The 17,382-nt window shown below is 72.7% G+C and carries 17 protein-coding genes; 6 read left to right on the top strand and 11 right to left on the bottom strand.

From position 1 onward, the window contains the following. Positions 1-48 precede the first annotated feature (48 nt). Positions 49-1,611 (top strand): hypothetical protein, encoded by a 1,563-nt coding sequence (locus OHA99_RS27235; protein WP_153180234.1) that lies wholly within the window; start codon positions 49-51, stop codon positions 1,609-1,611. A 117-nt stretch (positions 1,612-1,728) separates the two neighbouring features. Here OHA99_RS27235 and OHA99_RS27230 read toward each other — a convergent pair whose 3' ends face one another. Beyond that, positions 1,729-2,085 carry an iron-sulfur cluster assembly accessory protein gene (locus tag OHA99_RS27230; RefSeq protein ID WP_007448690.1) on the bottom strand — a complete coding sequence of 119 codons (357 nt, stop codon included), beginning with the start codon at positions 2,083-2,085 and terminating at the stop codon, positions 1,729-1,731. Positions 2,086-2,410: 325 nt separating this feature from the next. Between OHA99_RS27230 and nadA the strand changes: the two genes are divergently transcribed. Further along, positions 2,411-3,595 (top strand): quinolinate synthase NadA, encoded by a 1,185-nt coding sequence (gene nadA / locus OHA99_RS27225; RefSeq protein ID WP_153180232.1) that lies wholly within the window; start codon positions 2,411-2,413, stop codon positions 3,593-3,595. A gap of 55 nt (positions 3,596-3,650) precedes the next feature. Here the strand turns inward: nadA and OHA99_RS27220 are convergent, their stop codons facing one another. From OHA99_RS27220 to OHA99_RS27185, 8 genes are all read right to left on the bottom strand, one after another. Then, positions 3,651-4,049: a hypothetical protein gene (locus OHA99_RS27220; RefSeq protein ID WP_381498582.1), complete on the bottom strand. Its 399-nt coding sequence runs from the start codon at positions 4,047-4,049 to the stop codon at positions 3,651-3,653. A 76-nt stretch (positions 4,050-4,125) separates the two neighbouring features. Further along, positions 4,126-4,746 (bottom strand): hypothetical protein, encoded by a 621-nt coding sequence (locus OHA99_RS27215; RefSeq protein ID WP_405698263.1) that lies wholly within the window; start codon positions 4,744-4,746, stop codon positions 4,126-4,128. A 79-nt stretch (positions 4,747-4,825) separates the two neighbouring features. After that, positions 4,826-5,263: a hypothetical protein gene (locus OHA99_RS27210; RefSeq protein ID WP_164385065.1), complete on the bottom strand. Its 438-nt coding sequence runs from the start codon at positions 5,261-5,263 to the stop codon at positions 4,826-4,828. Positions 5,264-5,498: 235 nt separating this feature from the next. Next, positions 5,499-8,624, bottom strand: coding sequence for an efflux RND transporter permease subunit (locus OHA99_RS27205; RefSeq protein WP_405698262.1), 3,126 nt, complete (start codon positions 8,622-8,624; stop codon positions 5,499-5,501). Between the two features lie 180 nt (positions 8,625-8,804). Next, complete coding sequence (locus tag OHA99_RS27200; RefSeq protein WP_087791321.1) at positions 8,805-9,488, bottom strand: response regulator transcription factor; 684 nt, start codon at positions 9,486-9,488, stop codon at positions 8,805-8,807. Beyond that, entirely contained in the window at positions 9,485-10,726 is a 1,242-nt protein-coding gene (locus OHA99_RS27195; RefSeq protein WP_405698261.1) for a sensor histidine kinase, read from the bottom strand. Before OHA99_RS27195 ends, OHA99_RS27200 begins: the two co-directional genes overlap by 4 nt. 202 nt (positions 10,727-10,928) lie before the next feature. Continuing rightward, positions 10,929-11,213 (bottom strand): PspA-associated protein PspAA, encoded by a 285-nt coding sequence (gene pspAA / locus OHA99_RS27190; RefSeq protein WP_087791319.1) that lies wholly within the window; start codon positions 11,211-11,213, stop codon positions 10,929-10,931. 34 nt (positions 11,214-11,247) lie between these two features. Continuing rightward, the gene (locus OHA99_RS27185; RefSeq protein WP_265592414.1) at positions 11,248-12,045 is read right to left on the bottom strand and encodes a PspA/IM30 family protein; all 798 of its coding nucleotides are present in this window, start codon (positions 12,043-12,045) and stop codon (positions 11,248-11,250) included. A 284-nt stretch (positions 12,046-12,329) separates the two neighbouring features. On the opposite strand from OHA99_RS27185, the gene OHA99_RS27180 reads away from it, so the two are divergent. The 3 genes from OHA99_RS27180 to OHA99_RS27170 all read left to right on the top strand — a co-directional run bounded on the left by OHA99_RS27180 (position 12,330) and on the right by OHA99_RS27170 (position 14,917). Beyond that, complete coding sequence (locus OHA99_RS27180) at positions 12,330-12,968, top strand: DUF3043 domain-containing protein (RefSeq protein WP_165687396.1); 639 nt, start codon at positions 12,330-12,332, stop codon at positions 12,966-12,968. Between the two features lie 83 nt (positions 12,969-13,051). Then, positions 13,052-13,753: a bifunctional 2-polyprenyl-6-hydroxyphenol methylase/3-demethylubiquinol 3-O-methyltransferase UbiG gene (locus OHA99_RS27175; protein WP_165687395.1), complete on the top strand. Its 702-nt coding sequence runs from the start codon at positions 13,052-13,054 to the stop codon at positions 13,751-13,753. Between the two features lie 75 nt (positions 13,754-13,828). Beyond that, positions 13,829-14,917, top strand: coding sequence for a S1C family serine protease (locus OHA99_RS27170; protein WP_153180226.1), 1,089 nt, complete (start codon positions 13,829-13,831; stop codon positions 14,915-14,917). 42 nt (positions 14,918-14,959) lie between these two features. On the opposite strand, the gene OHA99_RS27165 is transcribed toward OHA99_RS27170, so the two are convergent. Next, the gene (locus tag OHA99_RS27165; RefSeq protein ID WP_153180225.1) at positions 14,960-15,202 is read right to left on the bottom strand and encodes a hypothetical protein; all 243 of its coding nucleotides are present in this window, start codon (positions 15,200-15,202) and stop codon (positions 14,960-14,962) included. Positions 15,203-15,373: 171 nt separating this feature from the next. On the opposite strand from OHA99_RS27165, the gene OHA99_RS27160 reads away from it, so the two are divergent. Further along, entirely contained in the window at positions 15,374-16,573 is a 1,200-nt protein-coding gene (locus OHA99_RS27160; RefSeq protein ID WP_153180224.1) for a bifunctional adenosylcobinamide kinase/adenosylcobinamide-phosphate guanylyltransferase, read from the top strand. A 29-nt stretch (positions 16,574-16,602) separates the two neighbouring features. Here the strand turns inward: OHA99_RS27160 and OHA99_RS27155 are convergent, their stop codons facing one another. Continuing rightward, complete coding sequence (locus OHA99_RS27155) at positions 16,603-17,331, bottom strand: class I SAM-dependent methyltransferase (RefSeq protein ID WP_405698260.1); 729 nt, start codon at positions 17,329-17,331, stop codon at positions 16,603-16,605. Positions 17,332-17,382: the final 51 nt, after the last annotated feature.

Below are 17,382 nucleotides of genomic sequence, written 5' to 3'. Positions count from 1 at the left end.
CCACCGCGTCCCATCGCTGTCCCCAGTAGCAGCTGAAGGAGCGATGCGGTGAACACCGAGCGACCCGACAACGACGACGCCGTCGCCGACGACGAGGCCGGCACCGGGCGTCCCGCGCGGCGCCGCCCCCGGGCGGTCGGGATCGCGTCGGTCGCCGCCGCCGTGCTGCTCATGGGGGGCGGCGGCGCCTACCTGGCCACGTCCGCCGCCGGGGACGACACGGACGGCGGTACGGCGTCCGGGGCGGACCCGGCTCCGGGCGGCGACACTCCCCCGCCGCTCCCCCTCGACGACCACGACGGGGCGTCCGAGGGCGGCTCGAACGGCATCGCGCCCGGCGAGCCCAACCCGTACGGCGTCACCTACCGCGCCGACGGGCCGCTCCCCGAGGGGCCCGGCTCGGCGCCGGTGTACCGGGCGAAGGGCGACGTCACCGAGGCCGAGGTGGCGCGGCTGGCCGAGGCGCTGGGGCTGGAGAGCGCGCCCCGGGTCCAGGGCGGGGCCTGGAAGGTGGGCAACGCGCAGGACGGTTCCGGGCCGCTGCTCACGGTGGACCGGCAGGCGCCGGGCACCTGGACCTTCCACCGCTACACGCCCCGCACGGACAACTGCAAGAAGGGCCCCGAGTGCAAGACGCCGTCCGCCGATGGGAACCCGGTGGACGAGACGGCCGCGAAGAAGGCGGCGGCGCCGGTGCTGAAGGCGCTGGGCCAGGACGACGCCAAGCTGGACGCGAGCCAGGTCATGGGCGCCCGGCGGGCGGTGAACGCGGCGCCGGAGGTGGGCGGGCTGCCCACGTACGGCTGGACGACCGGGGTGGTCGTCAGCGCGCAGGGCGAGGTGGTCGGCGGCAGCGGGCAGGTGAAGATCCCGGTCAAGGGGGACACGTATCCGGTCCTGGACGCCGGGAAGACGCTGGCGCTGCTGAACGCGCCGGGCGCCGGTACCGGGGCCGGGGGCGCCGGTGGCATCGGCGGCTGTGCGAGTCCCGTACCGCATCAGGACGGGGCGGACCTGCCCTGCGCGCTGCCGACCGGCGCGCCGGAGAAGCCCGGGGCGGGGAAGAAGCAGGTCGCCACCGTCGAGGACGCGGTGTTCGGGCTGGCCGCGCATCCGGTGCGGGGGCGGCAGACGCTGGTGCCGTCCTGGCTGTTCGAGGTGCGGGCGCCGGGCGCGGACGACGCCGTCACGGTCACGTACCCGGCAGTCGACCCGAAGTACCTGACGACGGCGGCCCCGGCCTCGCCCGCCTCCCCCTCAGCCCCTGTCTCCCCCGCTCCGTCCGACGGGCCGACCGCGAAGCCCGGGGAGCCTCGTGACGTACGGGTGAGCGGTTACACGGCCGCCGACGGCGAGCTGACCGTGCACTTCACGGGCGGGGTGTGCTCCGACTACGACGCGAAGGCGAAGGAGAGCGGCGGGAAGGTGACCGTCACGGTGACCGAGACCCCGCACCCCGACAAGGTCTGCATCCTGATCGCCAAGGAGTACGAGCGCACGGTGCCGCTCGACAAGCCGCTCGGCGACCGGACGGTCGTCGGCTCGGACGGTCAGGACGTCCCGGCGCACAAGCCGGGCGCACGGCTGCCGGCTCCGTCCGGGGGCCGGTGACACCCACGACGTGCCCGGCAGACGGAAGGGCGGTGGTCCGGGGACGAATCCCGGGCCACCGCCCTTGTCGCGCACTCGGCCGCCGCGCGGTGTCCGCGCGGCCCGGCCCGCCGACGGTCAGCTGAAGGAGTCGCCGCAGGCGCAGGAGCCCGTCGCGTTCGGGTTGTCGATCGTGAAGCCCTGCTTCTCGATCGTGTCCACGAAGTCGATGGTGGCGCCACCGAGGTAGGGGGCGCTCATGCGGTCGGTGGTGACCTTGACGCCGCCGAAGTCCTTCACCACGTCGCCGTCGAGCGAGCGCTCGTCGAAGAAGAGCTGGTAACGCAGGCCGGAGCAGCCGCCGGGCTGGACGGCGACGCGCAGGGCCAGGTCGTCGCGGCCTTCCTGGTCGAGCAGGGCCTTGACCTTGGACGCGGCGGCGTCGGTCAGGACGATGCCGTCGGTGACGGTGGTGGTCTCGTCCGATACGGACATCTACATCTCTCCCGGGTTGTACGGAGACTGCTTGCCGACGGATTCAACCGACGGAGCCGCGGATTCATTCCGGGCGGGACCGAGTCTTTGCCCTCGGTGCCTCCCATGCTCGCACACGCCCCCGCCGGCGGTCAGGGGCTGTGGACGACGACTGTGGACGGCCGGCCCGGGGCGGTCGGCCCCCGGCCGGGGACGAACGGTCCGGGCCACCGGGATTCACGTCACACGGACACTATGGCCATCGTCAAAGTGACGTGAACCGGTTATGATATATAGCGTCAGTTCGACGAAAAAGGGTCGACGCAAAGTAGAAAGGGTGCGTGTCGTGACCACCGCCCAAGCCCAGGAGCTCGACGTTCAGCCGACGCCCCTCGCCCTGCTGCTGCTCGGCCGTGAGGCCGACCCGAGGAGCGAGCGCGGTGTGGAGTGCCCCGGCGATCTGCCCTCGCCCTCCGACCCGGACCTGGTCGCCCGCGCCCGCGCGGCCAAGGAGAAGCTCGGCGACAAGGTCTTCGTGCTCGGTCACCACTACCAGCGCGACGAGGTCATCCAGTTCGCCGACGTCACGGGCGACTCCTTCAAGCTGGCCAAGGACGCGGCGGCGCGCCCGGAGGCCGAGTACATCGTCTTCTGCGGTGTGCACTTCATGGCGGAGTCGGCCGACATCCTGACCTCGGACGACCAGAAGGTCGTCCTGCCCGACCTGGCGGCCGGCTGCTCCATGGCGGACATGGCCACCGCCGAGCAGGTCGCCGAGTGCTGGGACGTGCTGACCGAGGCCGGGATCGCCGAGCAGGTCGTGCCCGTGTCGTACATGAACTCGTCGGCGGACATCAAGGCGTTCACCGGCAAGCACGGCGGCACCATCTGCACCTCCTCCAACGCCGAGCGGGCCCTGAACTGGGCCTTCGAGCAGGGTGAGAAGGTCCTGTTCCTGCCCGACCAGCACCTCGGCCGCAACACCGCGGTGCGGGACCTGGGCATGTCGCTGGAGGACTGCGTCGTCTACAACCCGCACCGGCCGAACGGCGGGCTGACGGCGGAGGAACTGCGCGACGCGAAGATGATCCTGTGGCGGGGTCACTGCTCGGTGCACGGCCGCTTCAGCCTCGACTCGGTCAACGACGTCCGCGAGCGCATACCGGGCGTGAACGTCCTGGTGCACCCCGAGTGCAAGCACGAGGTCGTCGCCGCCGCGGACCACGTCGGCTCGACCGAGTACATCATCAAGGCCCTGGAGGCGGCCCCGGCCGGCTCCAAGTGGGCCATCGGCACCGAGCTGAACCTGGTCCGCCGCCTGGCGAACCGTTTCGCCGCCGAGGACAAGGAGATCGTCTTCCTCGACAAGACGGTCTGCTTCTGCTCGACCATGAACCGCATCGACCTCCCGCACCTGGTCTGGGCCCTCGAGTCCCTGGCCGAGGGCACCCTGGTCAACCGCATCGAGGTCGACAAGGAGACCGAGGCCTTCGCGAAGCTGGCCCTGGAGCGGATGCTGGCGCTGCCGTAACCGGTCCCCTCGCGCATGGACCCGGCCCGGCCACCACCCCGGTGGCCGGGCGGTTTCACACCGGAAGCCATGCGGGCCACCACGGGGGCACGTTGTCGGGCGGGCAGAAGGTGACCGGACAGCCCTCGGGCGCGTGCCAGACGGCCCTCAACGGCCACAGCAGCACGGCGGCGCCGGCAGTGGTCAGGAGCACCGGCCACAGCAACCGCCGGCGCCCGGTGACCCTGCGTGTCAGCGCCCACAGGAGCGTGGACGCGGCGGCCATGGAGGTCGATGCGAACCCCAGGCTGCCCGGGTTGGCGGATGCGTTGACCCCTATGTCGCAGTCGCGTATGTCGCAGTCGCGCCAGGCGTTGCTCAGCAGCACCGAGGCGGCGAAGCCGGACACCAGGAAGACGCCCCAGCCGATGCCCCAGGCGGCGGCACTGTGTGACGCCTGCTCACTTTCACTCACGCGACGCGATTGCAGGACCGGCCGCCGACACCCTCGACTGAGCCGACGGCCCCGCACTGACCGCCGCCCCCGCGCCTCAGCCGAACGCCGCGGACCCGCCCGCCACCCAGGCCCGCCAGACACGGGGCGTGTTCGGCAGGTCGGGGCGGTCGAGGAGCCACAGCACATAGCCGGCCTGGCAACGGGCCCAGGGGCTGTCCGCAGCGGCCGCGCGGGCGAGCCTGCCCCGCAGATCGGCGCCGTCGACGGCCCGGGCGACCCGCACGTACTCGCGGTCCTTGCAGCGGTACGGCCGGAGGACGACGCTCTCGACCAGGTCGACCAGCTTCGCCCTGACCGTCTCCTCGTGGCCGGCGCGGGCCAGGTCCCGGACAAGCCCCTGCTTCGTGCCCCACGCCTTCGCACACCGCGTCCACTCCGCCGGGTACCTCGCTTCCCACTCCAGGAAGAGCAGGGCGTAGGGCAACCCGGGCCAGGCCGCCGGGTCCGCACCCGGAGGGCAGTCCCACAACGCCTCGGGCAGCGAGGCACTCTGCGCCCGCCGGTGGCTGCGACGCGCCTCGGCGAAGGCCGGCTCCCGGTACTGCTCCTCCGCACCCGGCGGACGCGTCAGCAGCCACATCTCGTTGACCCGGCAGAGCGCGTCCGCGACGTGCCGCCGTGCGGCGACCAGACGGGCGAGCGCCGCTTCCCGCACCGCCGGATCGTCCGCTGTCAGCCCGAACGCCCAGCCCAGACGCTCGTCCCACTCTGCGCCCGACCCGCCCGCAACACCGTCAGGCGGCAGACCGGCGGCCACGGGTCCTGCCGTGCAACTTCAGGTAGAAGGTCCGCAGCGACTCCCGGGAACTGCCCTCCGCGAAGCAGTTGCGGACCGTGCCCAGCGGGTTCCACACTCGCCCGTCCGGCATCCGCACGCCGACCGGCTGCCCGAAATACACCCGCTGGTCCGCGTCGAAGTCGATCCACGTGGCACCCGCGCGCCGTACGAGCACCTCGCCCACGTACGCCCCCAGATCGAGCAGCACCTCACCGACCCGGGTCTCCTCCACACCGCCCCGGCGCAGCCCTTCGACCAGGAAGTCGACGACACGCAGGCTGGCCACGGAGTAGTCCAGCGGAAGCCTGCCGCGCCGGGTGGCGCCACTGACGAAGGCCGCTGCCCTGGTCCGCATCTCCTGAGCACTCGGCGCGCGTTCACTCACGTCGGCCATGGGTCCGATCCCCTCCGCTCGGTCAGGTGGCGGAGGCCCTCCCCTCCTCCACACCACCAAGCGGATGCCGCTCCGCAGCCGTCACGGCTTCAGGATGTGCGTCATCCCATACGGCTTCTCACACTTCCCCTACAACCTTTCGCGGAGTCGTACGTCCGCGCGACCGGTCGGGCCGTTCGGCGAAGGGGTGCTCCCGCCCCTCGGCGGCAGCACCCCTTCCCCGTCTCCGCGTCGCTCAGACCTGGGCCGGCTCCGGCTCGTCCGACGCCTCCGGCTGCGGCGGCGCTTCGCCGCCGCCCTTCTTCGCGGCCCGCTTCTTCGCGCGGCGCTCCTTGCGGAGCTCCAGCATCGCGTAGAGGGTCGGGACCAGGAGGAGGGTCAGCAGGGTCGACGTGATCAGGCCGCCGATGACGACCACGGCCAGGGGCTGGGCGATGAAGCCGCCCTCGCCGGTGACGCCCAGCGCCATCGGGAGCAGGGCGAAGATCGTCGCCAGGGCCGTCATGAGGATCGGGCGGAGGCGGTGGCGGCCGCCCTCGATCACGGCCTCGACGACGCCGTAGCCCTGCTTGCGGTACTGGTTGATCAGGTCGATCAGCACGATCGCGTTGGTGACCACGATGCCGATCAGCATCAGCATGCCGATCATCGCCGGGACGCCCATCGGGGTGCCCGTGGCGATCAGCAGACCGATCGCGCCGGTCGCCGCGAACGGGATGGACACCAGCAGGATCAGCGGCTGGGCCAGCGACCGGAAGGTGCCGACCAGCAGCATGAAGACGATGGCGATCGCCGCGAGCATGGCCAGGCCCAGGTTGACGAAAGCCTCGTCCTGGTCCGCGGTGACGCCGCCGATCTCGGCCGTGGCGCCGGCCGGCAGGTCCAGTCCGTCGATCTTCGACTGGAGGTCCGCGCCGACAGCGCCGGTGTTGTCGCCGGTCGGCTTGGCGGTGATGGTCGCCGCGCGCTGCCCGTCGATCCGGGTCATGGAGACCGGGCCGTCCACCAGCTGCACGGTGGCGATGTCACCGAGCTTGGCCGGACCCAGGTTCAGGGCCTTCAGCTCGGCCATCGTGGTGGCCGGCTGGGCCGACTTGATGACGACGTCCCGCTCGGTGTCGTCCAGGGTCGCCTTGGCCGCCGGCGTGCCGCGCACCGCCTGGGCGACGGCCGCGCCGAGCGTCTGGTCGGTGAACCCGGCGTCGGCGGCCTTCGCGTTGGCCTTGACCGAGATGCGCGGGACGCTCTGCGCCAGGTCGCTGGTGACGTCGGTGACGTCGTCGAGGCCGGCGACGGTCTTGCGGACCTGCTCGGCGGCGTCGCGGAGCACCTTCGCGTCGGCCGCCTTGACGACGACGCTCAGGTCCTGGCTGCCGAAGCCGTCCCCGGCGGCGATCGTGGTGGTGCCGATGCCGTCGCCGAGCTTCGCCAGCCCGTCCTCGATGTGGTCCTGGACGTCGTCGGCGTTCGCCGAGTCCTCCAGCATCAGCTGGTACGAGGCCTGGTTGGTGTCCGTGCCGCCGCCGAAGGCGGCCATGAAGCCGGACGAGCCGATGGTGACCTGGTAGTCCTTGACGCCCTCGGTCTCGCCGAGCAGCTTCTCGACCTTCTTGGCCTGCTCGTCGGTCGCGCCGAGGCTGGTGCCGGGCTTCAGCTCCTGCTTGACGCTGAGGACCTTCTGCTCGCCCTGGTCGAAGAAGTTGGTCTTGAGCAGCGGCGCCATGCCGAAGGTGCCGACCAGGACCACGATCGCGATGGCCACGCTGGTGAGGCGGCGGCGGGTGGCGAAGCGCAGGACGGGCACGTAGAAGCGCTGGAGGCGGCTCTTGGCCTCCTTCTCCTCGGCGAGGCGACGGGCCTCGGCCGCGTCCTCGGGGGTGCCCTTCGGGGGCCGCAGGAACCAGTACGACAGCACCGGGACGACCGTCAGCGACACCAGCAGGGACGCCAGGAGCGCCGCGGTGACGGTGAGGCTGAAGGAGCCGAACAGCTCGCCGACCATGCCGCCGACCAGGCCGATCGGCAGGAACACGGCGACCGTGGTGAGGGTGGAGGAGGTGACCGCGCCGGCGACCTCGCGGACGGCGCCCAGGATGGCGTCCTTGCGCTCCTCGCCGTAGCCGAGGTGCCGCTTGATGTTCTCCAGGACCACGATCGAGTCGTCGACGACGCGGCCGATGGCGATGGTCAGCGCGCCCAGCGTCAGCATGTTGAGCGACAGGTCGCGCGTCCACAGGACGATCAGCGCCAGCACCACCGACAGCGGGATGGAGACCGCGGTGACCAGGGTGGAGCGGATCGACGCCAGGAAGACCAGGATGACCAGGACGGCGAAGAGCAGACCGAGTCCGCCCTCCGTGGTCAGGCCGGAGATGGCCTTGGAGACCGCCGGGCCCTGGTCGCTGACGACCGTGAGGGTCGCGCCGGCGCCGAGCTGCTCGCGCAGGTCGGGGAGCTTGTCCTCGACGGCGTTGGAGATGGAGACCGCGCTGCCGTCGTGGTCCATCGTCACGGCGACCGCGAGGGACGGCTTGCCGTTGGTGCGGGTGAGGGAGTCGGCCTTGGCCTCCTCCTCCTTGACGGTGGCGACGTCGCCGAGGCGGACCGGCTTGTCGACGCCCTCGCCGGTGATCATCAGGTCCTGGATCTGCTCGACCGAGGTGAAGCCGCCGCCGACCTGGACGGTGCGGTTGGCGCCCGCCTCGTCGAAGGAACCGGCGGGGACGGTCGCGCCGCCCGCCTGGAGGGACTGGGCGAGCGTCTGCGGGCTCACCTTGGCCGCGGCCAGCTTCGCCGGGTCCGGCGTGACGGTGACCTGGACGTCGCGGACGCCGTCGACCACGACCTGGGCGACGCCGTCGATGTCCTTCAGCTCGGCGACGACCGTCTTGTCCAGCTGGTCGGCCAGCGCCTGCTGGTCCTTGTCCGAGGTGACGGCGAGGACGACGGTCGGGATGTCGTCCGTCGAGCCGGAGATGACCTGCGGGTCCACGCCGTCCGGGAGCTGGGCGCGGGCCCGGTTCACGGCCTGCTGGACGTCGGCGACGAGCTGCTGGGTGTTCGGGCCGTAGTCGAAGGACGCCATGATGACGGCGTTGCCCTCACTGGCCGTGGAGGTGACGCCCGAGATGCCGTCGACGGCCTCGAGGTTGTCCTCGATCGGCTCGACGACCTGCTTCTCGACCACGTCCGGCGAGGCGCCCTGGTACGGGGCCAGCACCGACACCATGGGCAGTTCGATGGTGGGCAGCAGCTGCTGCTTGAGCTGGGGGATGGCGATCGCGCCGAAGACGAGCGCGACGATCGACATCAGGCCTATCAGGGCCCGTTGCGCGAGGCTGAATCTCGACAGCCAGGACATGGATCAGGGTCTCTCTTCTGTGGCCGAGCGGGGGACGGGGCACATGGCAGCGCCGGGCGCGGGCGGCACAGGTGAGCGCCCACTCCACCACCCTGAGCCATGCGCGGCCCCGGTTCCCTAGGCCCCAGGTCCATTTCCTTATGCGGCGCATACTCCCGCCGCAGTACACGCGGGCGGAGGTCACTCCACCCTTGGACGTACCAGCCCGGATTCGTACGCGATGACGACCAGCTGGGCGCGGTCGCGGGCGCCCAGCTTGGCCATGGCCCGGTTGACGTGGGTCTTCACGGTGAGCGGGCTGACTTCGAGCCGTTCGGCGATCTCGTCGTTGGAGTGCCCGCCGGCCACCTGGACCAGCACCTCGCGCTCGCGCACGGTCAGCGACTCGAGACGCTCGGCGCGGGCCGGGTCGCGGTCCTCGTCGTCCGTGCCCTGCTGGGCGAGGAAGCGGGCGATCAGCCCCTTGGTGGCGGTCGGCGACAGCAGCGCCTCGCCGCCGGCCGCGACCCGGATCGCGTTGAGCAGTTCGTCGGGTTCGGAGCCCTTGCCGAGAAAGCCGGAGGCCCCGGCACGCAGCGACTGCACCACGTAGTCGTCGACCTCGAAGGTGGTCAGTATGACCACGCGGACATGGGCGAGGGACGGGTCGGCGCTGATCATGCGGGTGGCGGCGAGACCGTCGGTGCCGGGCATCCGGATGTCCATCAGCACCACGTCGGCCCGCCGTTCGGCGGCCAGCCGGGCCGCCTCCGCGCCGTCGGACGCCTCCCCCACCACCTCCATGTCGGGCTCGGAGTCGACCAGCACCTTGAAGGCGCTGCGCAGCAGCGCCTGGTCGTCGGCGAGCAGGACACGGATCGTCATACGGGGTCCCCCGTGGCTTCGGTGGCGGCGTCGGTGCGGCTCTTGACCGGAAGGATCGCATGCACGCGGAAACCGCCGCCGTAGCGGGGACCGGTGGTGAGGGTGCCGCGCACGGCGGTGACCCGCTCGCGCATGCCGAGCAGCCCGTGCCCGCCGCCCTCGGCGGGGGCGTCGGGGGCCTCGCCGTCGGCGATGCCGTCGTCGAGGACGGTCACCTCGATGTCCGGCCCGACCCGTACGACGCTGACCTCGGCCTTCGCCTGCCGGCCCGCGTGCTTCTGCACGTTGGTCAGGGCCTCCTGGATGATGCGGTACGCGGCCAGGTCGACGGCGGCGGGCAGTTCGGTGCCCTGGTCGGTGCGGGCCAGCTCGACGCGCAGTCCGGCGTGCTGGAAGGTGCCCACGAGTTCGTCGAGGCGGGCCAGGCCCGGGGCGGGCTCGGTCGGTGCCTCAGGGTCGCCGGACTGGCGGAGCAGCCCGACGGTGGCCCGCAGTTCGTCCAGCGCGCTGCGGCTGGCCTCCCGTACGTGGGCGAGCGCCTCCTTGGCCTGGTCGGGCCGCTTGTCCATGACGTGCGAGGCGACGCCGGCCTGCACGTTGACCAGGGCGATGTGGTGGGCGACGACGTCGTGCAGGTCGCGGGCGATGCGCAGCCGCTCCTCGGCCACGCGGCGCCGTGCCTCCTCCTCCCGGGTGCGCTCGGCCTTCTCCGCCCGGTCCCGGATGGCCTGCACGAAGGCCCGGCGGCTGCGGACGGCGTCCCCGGCGGTGGCGCCGATGCCGGTCCAGGCGAAGACGGCGAGGTTCTCCTGCGCGTACCAGGGCAGGGGGCCGGCCAGCATGGCGGCGCCGGTGAGCACGGTCATGGTGAGCAGGCCGACCCGCCAGGTGGTGGGCCGGTCGGTGGAGGCGGCGACGGTGTAGAGGGCGATGACGGCCGCCATGACGACGGGGGCGCGGGGGTCGCCGGTGACGCTCTCGACGACGGAGACGCCGCCGGTGACGGCGAGCACCGCCATCGGCGCGCGGCGCCGGAAGGCCAGCGCGGCGGCGCCGGCGGTCATCAGGGCGAGGCTGAGCGCGTCGGGGGTGCGCAGGCTCCAGTTGACGCCCTCCGGGCCGTGCGGGTCCACGAAGGAGCCGGCGACCATGCAGATCAGGACGGCCACGGCGAGGGCGGTGTCCATGGCGGAGGGGTGGGCGCCGAAGACGCAGCGGGCTTTGGCGAGGGTGCTCACGGTTTTTTACGGTAGCTGGAGTGGGGGTGGCTTATGAGCGGGCCCGCGTTCAGTGGGCGTCGCCTGGGGGTCTGGGGGGCTGCCCCCCAGACCCCCTGCTTCGCCCTGAACGGCCTCGTCCTCAAACGCCGGACGGGCTGGTTGTTCTCGGTCTGCGTCAGGAAGGCGCCGTACGAGCCACCGCACAGGGCACCCGCATGCGTCAGGTGCCGCCCGGAATGAGCCCGTCGTCGCTCAGCAGCTCCCGTACCTCCTCCAGGGTCGCGTCAGGGGACGGGAGGATGAGGTCGGAGGGCTCCAGGGCGTCGTCGGGGAGGGGGTCGCCCAGTTCGCGGACCTTGGCCAGGAGGGCCTGGAGGGTCGCGCGGAAGCCGGGGCCGTCGCCGTTCTCCATCTCGGCGAGGAGCTCGTCGTCCAGCTCGTCCAGCTGGGTGAGCCGGCCGTCGGCCAGCTTCAGCTGTCCCTCCCCCATGATCCGTACGATCATGTCGGCCCTCCTAGGCGACTGCTGCGGTAGGCAGCTACTGCTTGTCGAAGCGCGGGGTGTCCTGCGGCTGCTGCTGGGGCTGCGACGGTGCCTGGCCCTCGCCCTGGCCGCCCTCGATGGCCTGGCGGTCGGAGGTGGAGCCCCCGGAAAGCTCGGCCTTCATGCGCTGCAGTTCCAGCTCTACATCCGTACCACCGGAGAGCCGGTCCAGCTCGGCCTGGATGTCGTCCTTGTGCATGCCGGACTGGTCGTCGAGGGCACCGGAGGCGAGCAGTTCGTCGATGGCGCCGGCCCGGGCCTGGAGCTGGGCGGTCTTGTCCTCGGCCCGCTGGATGGCCAGGCCGACGTCGCCCATCTCCTCGGAGATGCCGGAGAAGGCCTCGCCGATGCGGGTCTGCGCCTGGGCCGCCGTGTAGGTGGCCTTGATGGTCTCCTTCTTCGTGCGGAAGGCGTCCACCTTGGCCTGGAGGCGCTGGGCCGCAAGGGTGAGCTTCTCCTCCTCGCCCTGGAGGGTGGCGTGCTGCGTCTCCAGGTCGGTGACCTGCTGCTGGAGCGCGGCGCGCCGGGAGAGCGCCTCGCGGGCCAGGTCCTCGCGGCCCAGCGCCAGCGCCTTGCGGCCCTGGTCCTCCAGCTTGCCCGACTGGGACTGGAGCTGGTTGAGCTGCAGCTCCAGGCGCTTGCGGCTGGTGGCCACGTCGGCGACGCCGCGGCGCACCTTCTGCAGCAGCTCCAGCTGTTTCTGGTACGAGTAATCGAGGGTCTCGCGCGGGTCCTCGGCCCGGTCAAGGGCCTTGTTGGCCTTCGCGCGGAAGATCATCCCCATACGCTTCATGACACCGCTCATGGGCTTCGCGCGCCCCCTTCTGACCGACTCCAGCTCCAGCGACTGCAACAGAACCCACAGTACGGGCCCTGCATCCATTACCGCACTGTTCGGGGACGGATGCGCTCATCCCCAAGGACGACTGTGCACGTTCCCCGTCAGGCGCAGGGAGTAGGTACTTCCCGGGGTTGTCCGGAAAGTCCGGGTGTCCTGGGACGTACGCACCATCCGCTCCGTACTTCCGCTCTGTCCACTTACAGACGTCCGGCGTTGCCGGATCGTTCCCCACCGGACTGGGGTCCACACCCCGGCACCCCGTACCCTTGGGTTTTGTGTTCCGTAGCCGTGCCAAGGATGAGAAGGCCCAGAGCGCCGTCAGCGCGCCGGTGACCGACTCCAAGCAGCCCCGTGACCCGCAGGCCCCCAAGGGAAGGCCCACGCCCAAGCGCAGTGCGGCCCAGTCCCAGCGCCGCAGCGTCGCCCATACGCCGATGACGCGCAAGGACGCCGCCAAGCGGCAGCGCGAGGAGCGGCGGACCGCGATGGCCCGGCAGCGCGAGGCGCTGGCGAAGGGCGACGAGCGGTACCTGCCGGCCCGCGACAAGGGTCCGGTCCGCAAGTTCGCCCGTGACTTCGTCGACTCGCGGTTCAACATCGCGGAGTACTTCCTGCCGATGGCCGTGGTCATCCTCGTGCTGAGCATGATCAGGGTGGCCTCGCTGCAGAACATCGCGCTGCTGCTGTGGCTGGTCGTGATCGTGCTGATCGTGCTGGACTCGATCGTCACCGGCTTCCGGCTGAAGAAGCGGCTCGCCGAGCGCTTCCCGGACGAGCGCAGGCGCGGCGCGGTCGCCTACGCCCTGATGCGTTCCCTCCAGATGCGCCGCCTCCGGCTGCCGAAGCCGCAGGTCAAGCGCGGGGAGCGGCCCTGAGCACCACGCCGTTCGCCGGGGGCGCGGCCGAGGCCTGGACAGCGGGGCTGTCCGGGCTTCGCAATGTCGTACGGCAGGAGATGGTGGCCCGGCAGCTGGACGAGCAGATAGCCGGGCGTTTCGCCGTGGGGCGGCGGTTGCGCGTGCTCGACGTCGGGATGGGCCAGGGCACCCAGGCGCTGCGGCTGGCGCGGGCCGGGCACCAGGTGACCGGCGTGGAGCGGGACGCGACGATGATCGCCGCGGCCCGGGAGGCGCTGGCCGGCCAGCCGGAGGGCATCCGGGAGCGGATGCGGATCGTCGAGGGCGACGGCCGGGACACCGGCGTGCACTTCCTGCCGGGCAGCTTCGACGTGGTGCTCTGCCACGGCGTCCTCATGTACGTCGAGGAGCCCGACCCCCTGCTCGCGGGCCTGGCCCGGATGCTCGCGCCCGGCGGCCTGCTGTCGCTCGTGGTGCGCAACGGCGACGCGCTCGCGCTGCGCCCCGGTCTGCACGGCGACTGGGCGGGCGCGCTGGCCTCCTTCGACACCGTGAACTACCGCAACCGCCTGGGCCTCGACGTCCGCGCGGACCGGCTGGCGACGCTCACGGCGAAGCTCGCGGGCATCGGCGCCCCGCTGCACACCTGGTACGGCGTACGGGTCTTCACGGACACGGCGTCCGACGGCGCCCCGGCCCCCGCCGACCTGGACGCCCTGCTGGCCGCCGAGGAACGGGCCGGCCGGACCGATCCGTACCGCGCGGTCGCGGCCCTGCTCCACCTGTGCGGGGTACGCGGCTAGCCGATGTCCCGGCTCCGGCGCCCGTTCGGGTGATCACCGGGGGCCGGACGGCGGGGGCGCGGTGAGACTCGGGCCATGGACACTTCCCGCGCCCGTCTGCCCCGGCTGCTCGCTCCGATCGCCGTCCTGGCCTGCTCCGTGCTGCTGTCGAGCGGCTGTTCCGGCGCCGGTTCGGGGGCCGAGCAAGGCTCGGGGAGCGCACGGGAGGGCGACACGGCGCGGGCGGCGGCGCCGCGCGCGGCCAGTGATCTTCAGGCCGACTATGAGCGGGTGATCAAGGACGTACTGCCGTCGGTGGTGCAGATCCAGGCGGGCGACTCGCTGGGGTCGGGGGTCGTGTACGACGACAAGGGCCACGTCGTCACCAACGCGCACGTGGTCGGGGACGGGAAGTCCTTCCGGGTGACGACCGCCCGCACCGAGGGGGCGCTGGGCGCGAAGCTCGTCTCCTCCTACCCGGAGCAGGACCTGGCCGTGATCAAGCTGGACAAGGTGCCCGACGGCATGAAGGCGGCCCGGTTCGCGGACTCCGCGAAGGTCGAGGTCGGGCAGATCGTGCTGGCGATGGGTTCGCCGCTCGGCCTGTCCTCCAGCGTGACGCAGGGCATCGTGTCGGCGATCGGCCGGACCGTCACGGAGGGCGGCAGCGGGGGCGGCACGGGCGCGACCATCGCCGACATGGTGCAGACGTCGGCGGCCATCAACCCCGGCAACAGCGGGGGCGCCCTGGTGAACCTGGACGGGCAGGTGATCGGCATCCCGACGCTGGCGGCGACCGACCCGGGCCTCGGCGACAGCGCGGCGCCCGGCATCGGGTTCGCGATCCCGGCGTCGATGGTGACGACGGTCGCGGATCAGATCGTCAAGGACGGCAGGGTCACCGACTCGGGCCGGGCCGCGCTGGGCATCACCGCCCGGACGGTCGTCGACGGCAGCTACCGGCCGGCCGGTGCGGCCGTCGTCGAGGTGAGCGACGGCGGGGCCGCCGACGACGCGGGACTGCGGTCCGGGGACGTCATCGTGAAACTCGGGGACACGGACATCACCACCATCACCTCGCTGTCCGAGGCGCTGGCGTCGATGCGGCCGGGCGACCGGACGAAGGTGACGTACACCCGCGACGGCGACGAACACACCGCCGAGGTGACGCTGGGCGAGCAGTGACGGGGAGTTGCCCGCCCCCGCCCGCCCCGGGGCGACGGCCCCTCAGGCGTCGGACTCGGCCTCGGCCTCGGCCTCCGCCTCCTCGGCGTGCAGGCTCATCGGGCCGTAGATCTCCGTGGAGTCCTCGAAGAGCCGCACCTGGTCGGTGCCGCCCTCCTGAAGGTCCTTCCAGTGCTCCCCGATCCAGGACTCGGCGTCCCCTTGCGTGGTGAACTCCTCGGGCTGCACCGCGGGCTGGACCTCCGTCCCGTCGGCCGTCTCGAACCGCCACGTCCATGCCGCCATGTACGCCTCCAAGATGTGTGCACATGCAGAGCGGAAGCCGGATCTTGGTCCGGCCCCCGCCCGCAGCCTATGCGCTGACGCGGGCGCACCGTAGAAGGCCTGGACGTGCGGGGTGCGCTCGTGTGGGGGCTCGGGCGCGCATGTCGCCGGGCGACCGGCGAAAATCGGTGCGTGGACGTGACTCTGCTCGGCACCGGTGCCCCCGCGGGACTGCCCCGCCCCGACTGTCCCTGCGCGGCCTGTGCCGCGGCGCAGGGCGACGACGCGCGCGCGGCGACCGCGCTGCTGGTGGACGGGGCGCTGCTGCTCGACCTGACGCCGGGCGCCGCCTTCGCCGCCGCGAGGGCCGGGCACTCCCTGGCCGGCGTACGGCAGGTGCTGCTCTCGCACCCGCACGACGGTCCCGCCGTGGAGGTGCCGGCCGGGCTGCCGCAGCCGGGCCGGGTGCCGGACGGACGGGAACTGGCGCTGCTGACCGGGCACCGGGTGCGGGCGGTGGCGCTCGACGCGCCGGGCACCGGCTACGCCGTGACGGGACCGGACGGCGGACGGATCCTGTACGTGCCGCCGGGCGGGGCCCCGGCCGGTCTGGAGGCGCCGGCGGAACCGTACGACCTGGTCCTCGCGGACGTCGTGGGGCGGCCGGACGCGCTGGCGAGGCTGCGGGCGGTGGGCGCGGCGGGCCCGACGACGGACGTCGTCGCCGTCCACCTGGACCACGACGTGCCGCCGGGCCGGGAACTGGCGCGGCGGCTCGCGGCGGCCGGCGCGCGGGCGGTGCCGGACGGCACGACGCTGGCGGTGGGCTCGTACGAGGACGTACCCGACGTACCGCGGCGCACCCTCGTGCTGGGCGGCGCGCGGTCGGGCAAGTCGGTGGAGGCGGAACGCCGCCTCGAGCCCTTCCCCGACGTCCTCTACGTCGCCACCGGCGGCTCCCGCAACGGTGACGCCGAATGGGCGGCCCGGGTCGGCGCGCACCGGGAACGCCGCCCGGGCTCGTGGCGGACCGCCGAGACCTGCGACCTGGTGCCCCTGCTGGCGGACGAGGGCCCGCCCCTCCTCGTCGACTGTCTGTCCCTGTGGCTGACGGACGCGATGGACGCGGTCGGCGCGTGGGACGACGCGGAGTGGGCCGACGGCGGCGAACGGGCGCTCAGGGACCGGGTGCGGGAGCTGACAGAGGCGGTCCGCGCCACCCGGCGCACTCTGGTGGCGGTGTCGAACGAGGTCGGTTCGGGCATCGTCCCGGCCACGGCGTCCGGCCGCCGCTACCGCGACGAACTGGGCCGCCTCAACGCGGCGTTCGCGGCCGAGTGCGAGCAGGTGCTGCTGGTGGTGGCGGGCCAGGCGCTGGTGCTGCGGGGCTGAGGCGCCCCTGGGCCGGTTCACGGCGGGGCTCAGGCGTCCTTGCGTGCGATGACGCGGTGGACGCGGGTGCCGGTGAGGACCGTGCAGCCCTGGGCCACGAGTTCGGCGTTCAGTCCGACGGGGTGCACGGGGAACAGGCGGCGCGGGTCGGCCACGTCGACGAGCAGGTGCCCGCCGGGCCGCAGCGCCCCGAGCGCGGCCCGCAGTTCGGCGCGCGGGTCCGGGACGCGCTCCAGGTACTGGAAGAGGCTGACGACGTCGTAGCGCCCCCGCAGCCGCGCCGCGATGTGCCGGTCCGTCAGCCGCCCGACGAACGCCTCCTCCACCCGCTCCACGGCGCGGGCCCGCAGCACGCGGTGGGTGGGGTCCAGACCGTCGAACGAGGTGTACGGGAAGTGCGTACGGGCGGTCAGCGGGAAGTCGGCGTCCCCGGTGCCGACGTCCAGCCAGCTCTCGGGCTCGGGACAGCGGCGGGACATCGCGCGGGCGGCCAGGCCGTGCCGCAGCCGGACACCGGCCCGGACCAGGGGGCGCTCCGGGCCGGGCGTGAGCGGCGGGTTGCGGAAGACGTGCCGGCAGTCCGCACACCGCTCGATCAGCGACCGGTGGGGTGCGCCCTGCCGCGGCCCGTCACCGCGCAGCCGGGCCCTCAGCCGCCGCGAGCCGCACCAGGGGCAGTCCTGGCGGTACGGCCCGTACGACGGGACGGGAGGCACCGGCGGGACGGGAGGCACCGAGGGGGCGGAGGGTCCGGACACGGGCGGCTCCCGACACGAGACGAGGGCGTACGCGAGAACGTACGACATTCC

This window comes from Streptomyces coelicoflavus (assembly GCF_045041415.1).
In the GTDB taxonomy this organism is placed as follows: Bacteria; Actinomycetota; Actinomycetes; order Streptomycetales; family Streptomycetaceae; genus Streptomyces; species Streptomyces coelicoflavus.
Note: the sequence above shows the minus strand (reverse complement) of the source record. Positions and strands in the feature narration are given on the sequence as shown.